The organism is Okeania sp. SIO3B5, from assembly GCF_010692555.1.
Lineage (GTDB): Bacteria > Cyanobacteriota > Cyanobacteriia > Cyanobacteriales > Microcoleaceae > Okeania.
Genome location: NZ_JAAHHG010000363.1, coordinates 1 through 10,224 on the forward strand (window position 1 = coordinate 1; position 10,224 = coordinate 10,224).

The 10,224-nt window shown below is 35.0% G+C and carries 8 protein-coding genes; 5 read left to right on the forward strand and 3 right to left on the reverse strand.

Annotated elements, in window-relative coordinates; all coding sequences use genetic code 11:
* The first annotated feature begins 845 nt into the window (after positions 1-845).
* The 3 genes from F6K54_RS31895 to surE all read left to right on the forward strand — a co-directional run bounded on the left by F6K54_RS31895 (position 846) and on the right by surE (position 5,538).
* Positions 846-3,002 (forward strand): peptidase domain-containing ABC transporter, encoded by a 2,157-nt coding sequence (locus F6K54_RS31895; protein ID WP_293086948.1) that lies wholly within the window; start codon positions 846-848, stop codon positions 3,000-3,002.
* An 8-nt stretch (positions 3,003-3,010) separates the two neighbouring features.
* Positions 3,011-4,612 (forward strand): HlyD family secretion protein, encoded by a 1,602-nt coding sequence (locus tag F6K54_RS31900; protein ID WP_293086951.1) that lies wholly within the window; start codon positions 3,011-3,013, stop codon positions 4,610-4,612.
* Between the two features lie 221 nt (positions 4,613-4,833).
* Complete coding sequence (surE, locus tag F6K54_RS31905; protein WP_293086954.1) at positions 4,834-5,538, forward strand: 5'/3'-nucleotidase SurE; 705 nt, start codon at positions 4,834-4,836, stop codon at positions 5,536-5,538.
* A 168-nt stretch (positions 5,539-5,706) separates the two neighbouring features.
* Here the strand turns inward: surE and F6K54_RS31910 are convergent, their stop codons facing one another.
* The 3 genes from F6K54_RS31910 to F6K54_RS31920 form a co-directional block, all read right to left on the reverse strand.
* Entirely contained in the window at positions 5,707-7,572 is a 1,866-nt protein-coding gene (locus F6K54_RS31910) for a penicillin-binding protein 2 (RefSeq protein ID WP_293086957.1), read from the reverse strand.
* 447 nt (positions 7,573-8,019) lie between these two features.
* Positions 8,020-8,595 carry a hypothetical protein gene (locus F6K54_RS31915; protein ID WP_293086960.1) on the reverse strand — a complete coding sequence of 192 codons (576 nt, stop codon included), beginning with the start codon at positions 8,593-8,595 and terminating at the stop codon, positions 8,020-8,022.
* Positions 8,596-9,204: 609 nt separating this feature from the next.
* On the reverse strand, positions 9,205-9,327 hold the full coding sequence (locus F6K54_RS31920; protein WP_293086963.1) for a hypothetical protein: 123 nt from the start codon (positions 9,325-9,327) through the stop codon (positions 9,205-9,207).
* 148 nt (positions 9,328-9,475) lie between these two features.
* Here F6K54_RS31920 and F6K54_RS31925 point away from each other — a divergent pair, with 148 nt between their 5' ends.
* The gene (locus F6K54_RS31925; protein ID WP_293086966.1) at positions 9,476-9,904 is read left to right on the forward strand and encodes a helix-turn-helix domain-containing protein; all 429 of its coding nucleotides are present in this window, start codon (positions 9,476-9,478) and stop codon (positions 9,902-9,904) included.
* Positions 9,885-10,224, forward strand: a 340-nt coding sequence (locus F6K54_RS31930; RefSeq protein WP_293086969.1) for a transposase, incomplete at its 3' end; no start/stop codon positions are given. The genes F6K54_RS31925 and F6K54_RS31930, both read left to right, overlap by 20 nt.

Below are 10,224 nucleotides of genomic sequence, written 5' to 3' on the forward strand. Positions count from 1 at the left end.
TCTATTGCCTGTTGCCTGTTGCCTGTTGCCTAAAAGTTTCCAATATCTCACAACTCAAATCATATTGCTATATAAACATATACTACGTAACCGGATTCTATATAAAAAGTAACTAGACTAATGAGAAGTTCTTGGAATAACTACTGCTAGTTAAGGCATTCAGCGAACTCAAGGTTAGAAACTCTCAATTTTAGAACTTTGGGTGCTGTAAGCCTTTTCCAGTAATACTTTTAGTCTTGAAAGCAAATCGTTTTCGAGAAGAACTTTGTACTCTCCAGTAAGTAACAGGATTTACGCAAAATATCAAATCATACATCATCTGTAGGGAAAGACTGCTGTTTACCCCTACTAGATATGGTTGTTATGCGTAAGTCCTGAGTAAGTTAGGGTTAAATTTTGTTATATAGCAACAAAATTTAAAGATCCCTCAACTCAACTGTTTGGAGGAGCTTGGAGTTAGTATACAAATCTTACAGCCTATTGGGACTTACACATTTTATGGTTGAAAAATGGCTGAGAGTCAGTCTAGATAAGAGAATTACGTCAATGCCTTAAAAATGCCTAAACTCTTGGTAATTAAGGATTTATGCCTTTTTGACGTAAAAGCCTCTGCCTATCTATAATTTTAGCCTATTCTATACTTTTATTTTTTGTAAGCTCCACTATTCCATATAAGTATGGTATAGTCATTCTATTAGATTTGTGTAAATTTTGAATGAAAACTTAATTCCATACTTCAAAAACTATTTAAAAATCTAGTGTTACTGTAATTTATAAACCACGGAATCCGCTGTAGTATAGCTCAACTTTTTCATGCTTATCTACTTGTTATCTATACTACTATTATGAAAAAATACCCTTGTATTTTACAACACGATGAAGAAGATTGTGGTCCGGCGGCCCTTGCTAGTATTGCTAAATTTTTTGGACGGAATTTTACCTTATCTCGAATAAGAGAATTAACTGGTACAGGACAATTTGGAACAACTTTATTAGGCTTAAAAAGAGGGGCAGAAGCATTAGGTTTCTATAGTCGTGCGTTGAAAGTATCACCAACTAATATCCATCAAAGATTACAGTGTCTACCTGCTATTATTCATTGGCAGGGGAATCATTTTGTAGTTTTGTTCGGGAAACACCATAGAAAATATGTAGTAGCAGATCCTGGTGCTGGATTACTTTATTTGACCCCAAAAGAATTAGAAAGGGGCTGGAAAACAGAAATTATTCTCTCTTTAACTCCTGATGTAACATTTTATGATCAGCCTAATGACAAAATTGGTGGGCTAAATCGTTTTTTAAAAAGGATTCTTCCCTATAAAGGTATCTTAATAGAAGTATTGTTTATCAATATTGTCATTGGATTATTAGCATTAGCATCACCTTTACTAATTCAATTTCTCACGGATGATGTTTTAGTGAGAGGGGATAGTCAGATGTTAACACGAATGGCAATTGCTGTTTTGGTAATGGGCTTAGTTAGTAGCATTGGACAATTAGTTCAATCTTTGTTAATTGGCTGGTTTTCCCAAAAAGTACAATTAGGCTTAATGATGGAATTTGGCAAAAAAATTCTCAGCCTTCCTCTTAGTTATTATGAACAAAGACGCAGTGGTGAAATTGTTAGTCGTTTAGATGATATTTCTGATATTAATCAATTAGTAGCTCAAGTTGTTGTTAGTTTGCCTAGTCAATTTTTCATGGCTGTAGTTTCTCTTGGTTTAATGTTTTATTATAGTCCTAAATTGACAGGAATAAGCATTCTTAACGCTTTTTTGATGACTCTAACAACAATCTTTTTGCAACCAACTTTAGAGAATAAAACCCGAGACTTAATGATTTTAGATGCAGAAAGTCAGGGTATTTTAGTAGAGACATTTAAAGGAGCATTAAGCTTAAAAACAACTGGTGCAGAACCTGATTTTTGGGAAGAATTACAAAGTCGTTTTAATAGGTTAGGAAATCTGACTTTAGATACTCTCAAAATTGGCATTGTCAATAATGTTTTTTCTGATTTTGTCGCTATGGCTTCAGGTATTGCTTTACTTTGGTATGGTAGTTCTTTAGTTATTTCAGAACAGATAACTATTGGTCAACTATTAGCTTTTCATTCTATGAGTCAATATCTAACTTCTTTTATTGGTACAGTTATTGAGCTAGTGGATGAATTAGCTAGAGTTAAAACCTCTACCCAACGTTTAACAGAAATAATTGATGCTACCTCAGAAACAAAAAATAATGCTAAAAAAGCTTGGGTAAATATTGATCCTACTCAAGATATTTTTGGCAAAAATATTACTTTTCATCATGTTGGAAGAGTAAACTTATTAAATGATTTTTCCTTTAGAATTCCAGGAGGTAAAGTTACAGCTTTAATTGGTAAATCTGGATGTGGAAAAAGTACTTTAGTTAAATTAATAGCTGGCTTATATCCTCTTGAATTAAAAACCAGTAAACATAATAGCTTTGGGCAGATTAGTGTTGGGGATTATAACCTCAAAGATATTTCTTTAGACTGCTTAAGAAAACAAATTATTTTAGTTCCTCAAGATACCCATTTTTGGAGTAGAAGTATTTATGAAAATTTTCGACTTGGCAATCCTCATGCGAGTTACGAAGAAATTTTTAAGGCTTGTAAAATAACTGGTGCTCATCAATTTATTAGTCAACTTCCGAATAGCTATTTTACCGTTTTAGGGGAATTTGGGGCTAGTCTTTCGGGAGGACAAAAGCAACGTTTAGCTATTGCTAGGGCCTTAGTAAAAAATCCACCAATTTTAATTTTAGATGAATCTACAAGTGCTCTTGACTCCGAGAGTGAGGCCCAAATTTTAGATAATATCTTTGCTCATCGTCAGAAAAAAACTACCATTATTATTAGTCATCGTGAGCAAGTTTTTTTAAAAGCAGATTGGATAATTAAACTAAACAATGGTAAATTAGAAACTGAAACAACACCTGGGCATTTATTTAAAACAAATCATTTATCAAATAATCAATAAAATTAATTATGCCAAGTTATAACTCAATATTTTCTCAAAAAATTAAGCCGAAAGAAGATAAATTCGATCCTTCTTCTCCTTTCTTATTAGTAAACAAGAAACAGGAATTTGAAGAATATGAACAGGATAATGAGGATGATAATGAGGATGATAATGATTACGAAAATTATGATTTACAACCAATTAATTTCATTACCATTTTAGGAGGAATATTTATTATCGGCGCTTTTGGTGTAGCAGTAACACTGGCTTCTATGATTAAATATCCAGTTTCAGTTAAAGCTGAGGCACAAATTCGCCCCCAAGGAAAATTAAAAATAGTTCAATCCTCGGCTGAAGGAAGAATTAAGGAAATTTTAGTCAAAGAAAATCAATATATTCAAACAGAAGATAAGATTGCTATTCTCGAAGATGATCGTTTACAAATACAAAAAAGTCAACTACAAAATAAAATTGAGCAATTTCAGGCAGAATTAAAACAAATTAAGTCAAAGTTAGATAGACATAAAATTGCTCTAGAAATTGAAAATATTAAAAATGAGCGTACTGTTGATACTTTAGAAGCAGAACTTGACGAGATTATTCGTAATCATCAGGAGAAAAGTATAACAGTTGCGACGCAAGTAGAAGAAGCTCATGCTGATTTAATTTCCGCTCAAGAAGAATTACAAAGAGCAGAATTAGAGCTACAATCAGCTGAAGCAGAATTAAAATTTTCTGAAGTAGCTTTAGAAGCAGCTATTGAGAAACGTGACATATATGAAGAGATAAGTGCAGAAGGAGTTATTTCTGAACAAAGATATAAAGAAACAAAACTAGCATTTAAACAAGCCGAACAAGATTACAATGTCAGACAATCAAGGCTAAAAGTGCGAGAAAAAATAATTGAACAACGTAAACAAAATATTAATGCTACTAAAGCCCGATTAACCAGACTTAAAGCTCATTTAAATCCTACTGAAGCCCCTATTGAAGCTCACAAACATAAAATTGAACGAGAAGTTGCCAGAGGCAAAACTACTCTAATTGCTTTAAAAAAAGAAGAAGACGAGTTAAAGCAAGAAATTATTCGTATTCAGCAACAAATTAATCATACTAAAAAAGAATTACAACAAATTGAACGCCTTTTAGCACAAACAATTATTCGTTCCCCACTAAGTGGTACTTTATTCAATCTCAGTTTGCGTAATATAAGCCAAAATGTGCGTATAGGTGATGAAATTGCTCAAATTGCTCCTAATGACGCTTCTTTAGCAATTAAAGGTTTCGTGAGGAATGCTGATATTAGTAAGGTAAAAATTGGGCAAAAAGTACAAATGAAGATTTCGGCTTGTCCTTATCCTGACTATGGCACACTCAAGGGTCAAGTTCTTAAAATTTCTCCAGATGCTATTTCTCCAAATTCAAAACTAACTTCTTCTACTTCCAAAGTTAGTACAGGAGAAAAATATTATGAAATTACTATAAGACCATCAAGTAATTCTTTTGGACATAAGGAAAAAATTTGCGATCTTCAATTAGGGATGGAAGGTAAAGCAGACATTATTTCTCGGGAAGAAACAGTGATGAAATTTATCCTCAGAAAAGCCAGACTTATTACTGATTTATAGGCCAAGACTGTTTCCTACGGAATGCTGCGCAAACAGATAAGACAAAACTCCTATAGTGCGGAACCATTTCCGCACACATCGCCTCCAGAATGTAAGACGCACATCTGACAGTCAAAAGTATTGATTTGTAATTGTTTTAGGATGAGGTACTGATAACTGATAACCCAAATGACTGGCAATGTTAGAATTATCAACTAGCTAAACTCAAATTATTAAAAAGTATGACCTTTATTCTCACTAATGATGATGGAATTAATGCTCCTGGAATCAAAGCACTTTTGACAGCCGTCAATAATGTCAACTTACCTTTAGCATCTTCTAAAAAAAGTATTATTGTCGCTCCTCAAGAACAATTATCTGGTTGTGGACATCAAGTTACGACTCAAGAACCAATTAATATCCAAACTTTGTCTGAGGTTGAGTACGCGATCGCAGGTACACCAGCAGATTGTACTAGAATTGCAATAACACACATCAACAAAAATGTCAAATGGGTACTTTCAGGTATTAACTCAGGAGGTAACATGGGTGTAGACGTCTACATCTCTGGTACAGTAGCAGCAGTAAGAGAGGCAGCATTTCACAGAATTCCAGGAATAGCCCTTTCTCAATATCGTCAAGGAAAAAAACCTGTTAATTGGGAAAGAGTAACTCGTTTAGCAGAGATAGTATTAGCAGATTTACTCAACCGTCCCATTGAACCAGGAGCTTTTTGGAATGTAAACTTTCCTCATTTAGAACCCGAAGCACCAGATCCAAAAATGGTATTTTGCACACCATCAACCCAACCATTACCAGTAGCTTATCGAATGGAAGGAGAAAATTTTTATTATGCTGGAAAATATCAAGAACGCGATCGCACTCCTGGCACAGATGTAGATGTTTGCTTTGCTGGTAATATTGCTATTACCAAGATTCAACTTTAGTGAGTTATTTATTTAGTCAATCAATACCGTTTTCACTCTTGAGGTAATTATTAATTATTAATTGTTTAATCCTACCTCCTCTCTCATTCCCCATTCCTCCTGTCTCCTGACTCCTGACTCCTGACTCCTACCCCTACTAAAAGACTTTCCATACGCAAGCCCTAATTATTAATTGTTACCAGATCTGACATCAGAAGGAGGAATTTGCTCAATATTAATCAAAGACTTAATAACCGACTTAACAATAGGAGCTGCCACCCTTCCCCCACTACCCTTAATAGGTTCATCAATAACCGCCAAAACCACATAACGCGGAGACTCCATTGGCAAAATACCCACGAAACTTGTAATTTTAGCCTTCTTAGAATAACCCCCAGTTTCAGAAGCTTTTTGAGCCGTACCAGTCTTACCAGCAATTCGATATCCAGACATTCTAGCTCTTCTACCAGTACCACTTTCAACCACCTTTTCCATCATTGCCAATACTTTTGTCGTAGTATCAGAAGAAAACACCTGTCTAGGACTTGGCAAAGACAACTGCCAATATGGTTGTCCTTTACTATTAAACAAACCACGCATCACATGAGGTGTCACTAACTTACCCCCATTTGCTAAAGCCGCATTAAGCTGTGCTAATTGTAGAGGAGTAAGAGAAAAACCCTGACCAAAAGCAGTAGTAGCAGCTTCCACCGGCACCATTAAAAACTGATTGCGGTCCTTTAAAATACTCGGTGCTTCAAAAGGAAGGTCTGCACCAGTAGTATCTCCTAATCCTAAGCGTTTAAGGCCATCATAGAAAACAGCTCGAGGCATTTGTTCAATAATTTTCACCATACCTACATTACTAGAGTGTTGAACAATTTGAGTCACAGTGCGTGTCCCACCGCTACCATCAGAGTTAAATATAGGCCAACTTCCGATAACAATTCTACCTGTGTCGTAAAATATACTATCTTCCTCAATTGCTCCTACTTCTAAAGCTAAGGCCACATTGATTGGTTTAAAAGTAGAACCTGGCTCATAAACATCTGTTACAGCCCAATTTTTGAATAGTGTTACGTCATAGTTATAGTATTGATTTGGGTCATAAGAAGGTTCTGATACCAGAGATAGAATAGAACCATCATTAGCATCCATCACTATGACAGTACCTCGCTTGGCCTCATAAGCTTCTAATTGTTCTTTGAGAATAGTTCGTGTTGCCCGTTGCAAGCGAGAGTCAATAGTTAGATGCAAAGAAAGGTCATCTAACTGTAGAAAACCTGTAGTTAGTTCGTCCGGTACCAAAGCACCTTTGATTAAGCGCCGAAATTTGATTTTTGGTACAGAGCGCTCTAAGAGATTTTGTTGGCTATATTCAATTCCAGCTTGACCTTTACTTTCTCCATCTACGTATCCTACTACTTCAGCAGCTAATTCTTTTTGAGGATAAACACGTTGTGGATGTTGAATTAACTCTAAACCATCAACAAATAAGTTAGTAATTTTATCTCTAGCTTCTTGAGGTATGAAGTCGGCAATTTTTATACCTGTTTCTCTTTCGTTGAACATTTGGAGTAAGTCATTTGAAGTTAGAGTTTTCTCCAAATTTGCTCCTTCTAAAATAGTTGATAATTCATAAGCAACTTCTTGTTTTGAACGATTAAAAATTTTGGGGTGAGCATAGAGGGTATATGCTATTTTATCAATTGCTAAAGTATTGCCATTTCTATCAACTATTGGGCGTCTGGGAACGAAAGGACTTGATTCTTCAGTTTGCTGGTATTTTGCTTGTTGTTGTAATGCTTTGCCTCGCAATACTTGTAAATAGAATAAGTTAATTACTAATCCTAATAAGCCAAATATTAAAAGTATCCAGACTAGGAAAAGTCTAGATTTTTGACATTTTTCTGGTTTTGGCTGAATATTTTTAACAGAATCTGTTTCACTTTGGGGATTTTGAGTTTTAAATTTAGAACTAGATTGTTCTGTTTGTTTGTTTTTTAAATACTTACGACGAAGTTGAGTATTTGAAGTATATTTAGAAGCAGGCATTTAAGTTATTTATAGCACTACACATTAAGATTAGGACAGCTAAGAAGCTTCAAAAAATTACAGTTAAAAGTTTTAACTCTAGCTGATAGCTGAATGCTTATATAGCAATATGATTTTAGTTGTGAGATATTGCAGATTTTTAGGCAACAGGCAACAGGCAACAGAGAAGAAGAAAAAACGAATACATAAGAGTAAGATAACTGCTATTAAGTTGTGGTTAAATCTTTAATTTAATGTCAGCTACTTTCAGAAGTGGGAGATTTAAACCCTTGCCTTTTTTTAATTTTCTTCCTTTGAGTCAAATATTAGTTGACTTACGCAAATTCACCTTGAAAACGCCATATGTAGGGGCGGCATTTGCGTTCCGCAAAGCTCCGAATGGTTTCCCTATTCCCTCCATACCTATTCCCTCCATACCTATTCCCTCCATACCTATTCCCTGCCTATCTAATATCCCACTGGTGTGTTGAGGAGATATTTATGACCAGAAGTAGATTCTAGATAAGGTTTAGGAGGATTAGGAGCAGGACGTGGAGGTGCTGGATCTAAAAATATCCGCTTTACAGAATTTGGTGAAACTAAATCAGTATCAGAAGTTGAAGCTTGTTCAGCTATTTGATTTTTTAATAATTCATTAGCCACACTTATCTGCTGTTCTTTTTGTCTAAGTTTTTGTAATTCTTGATATTCTGTCGTCCATTTTGACTGACCATAAATTGTCCAGCCATAAATTGCCACACTGGTACTTGCTAATAATACTGCGACCATGGATGAAGTTAACTGTGTCGCCATCAAAGATTTTAACCAGAGTGGTTTAGACTTAGGCAAAGATATGACTTGAGCCAAATTCTGTTCTTGAATTGTTTGTGAATCCCTACTATCTTCTGAAGCATAGTTATCATCAGATAAATTTTTTTCATCTGTTAGTTTTTGTCGGCGAGCTGATTTTTTTGAGACGACAGACAAATTCGTCTTTGGGGACTTATTCTTTGGGGCCAAAAATGTACTTCTAACTGCAACCATATAATTTACCTAGTACTGAAATCTAATTTACTAAGACTACAAAATACAACAGTATCTAATCTTCAGTATATTTAAGCATTCAGCTATTAGCAGTCAGCTCTTCCTACGGAATGCACTTGCATTCAGCTTTCTAATGAATTAAGCAAGAATTTGTTTTAGTTCTACTGCATTTTTAAATATTTAAGTAAATAATTAATTTGTATAGTTAATCTTAAAAGTTTAAAATCAAAGATCTTTGATTATCAAAAAAATTGGGTCGCGCAACCCCGCCTTTTAAGGCGAAATATTTTTGGAGCAAAGCTCAAATCCCCTACTTCCCCTCCTGGGAGGGGCCTATGCTTTATAAAAATCTTTACTTAACATAAAAATTGACAAAATAGACAAATTATGTTCAAGACCTTAAAAGCCTTTTTCTAGAGAGAAAATGTACTTCAAAGTACATTAATTTTGGCATATTAAGTAGTTTAACTTAGATACTATGACTATTTCTCCCCTGCTCTCCTTCTCCCCTTCTCCCCTTCTCTCCGTGTCCCCGTGTCTGGTGCGTCTCCGTGTCCTCGTGTCTGAGGAGTTCTTTATAAGGGATAGCTGGGAGGGGCGAGGGGTGGGTTAACTTTTGACTTCTGAATTATGACTTCTGACTTCGTTAAAACTATTGAGCGCATCAGAAGCACCTGTCATGGTAAAAAGGTGAAAGTTAAACAATAATTTAACCTTATAGACAATAGACATTAGCTGTCTACACCCAATCCTTGGAAAGTCTCTGCTAATCAACCATTGACCAGAAAAATGGGTTTCAAGCCTCGCCCTTCTAGGGCGACTTTTTAGTTGATTTTTGTCTATAAATATGTTATTATGTTATTAGTTTGAAAGTCAAGTTATGAAAGCTAGATTTAAGTACCGTATATATCCAACCCCGGGACAAAAATACCGATTAGCCAAGCTATTTGGCTGTGTCCGTGTGGTTTGGAATGATAGTCTAGCTTACTGCCAACATAGGTATAAATCAGGAGAAAAGAAATCTTCTAATTCAGAACTACAAAAGCTTTTTATTACATCTGCTAAAAAGACTGAAGAAAGAGAATGGTTGTCAGAGGTTTCTAACATACCATTGCAGCAATCATTGAATGATTTAAACCAGGCTTATCAAAACTTTTTTAAATCAACAAAAGGTCAGAGAAAAGGTAGGGCTATTAAACCTCCAGATTGCTTCGTTCCTCGCAACGCTCCGCGATTTAAAAGTAGAAAGTCAAAGCAAACTGCTAGGTTCACAAAGGGAGGATTTAAAATTGATCGACACAAAGTTTAGAAGCGCCAAGATTGGAAAGCTGAAAATTGTATGGTCAAGAGAATTACCTACTGCTCCATCATCAGTAACAGTAATCAAAGATTCAGCTCATAGATATTTCTTGAGTTTTGTAGTAGAAATACAACCAGAAGTCTTACCTAAAACTGATAATTCAGTAGGTATAGATTTAGGTATTAAAACCTTTGCTACATTTAGTGACGGTACAAAGGTTGATGCTCCTAAACCACTTAAGAAACGAATTAAGAAGTTAAGAAAGTTAAGTAAGTCATTATCTCATAAAACTAAAGGCTCTAAAAGGTATGAAAAAGCCAGGGTTAGAG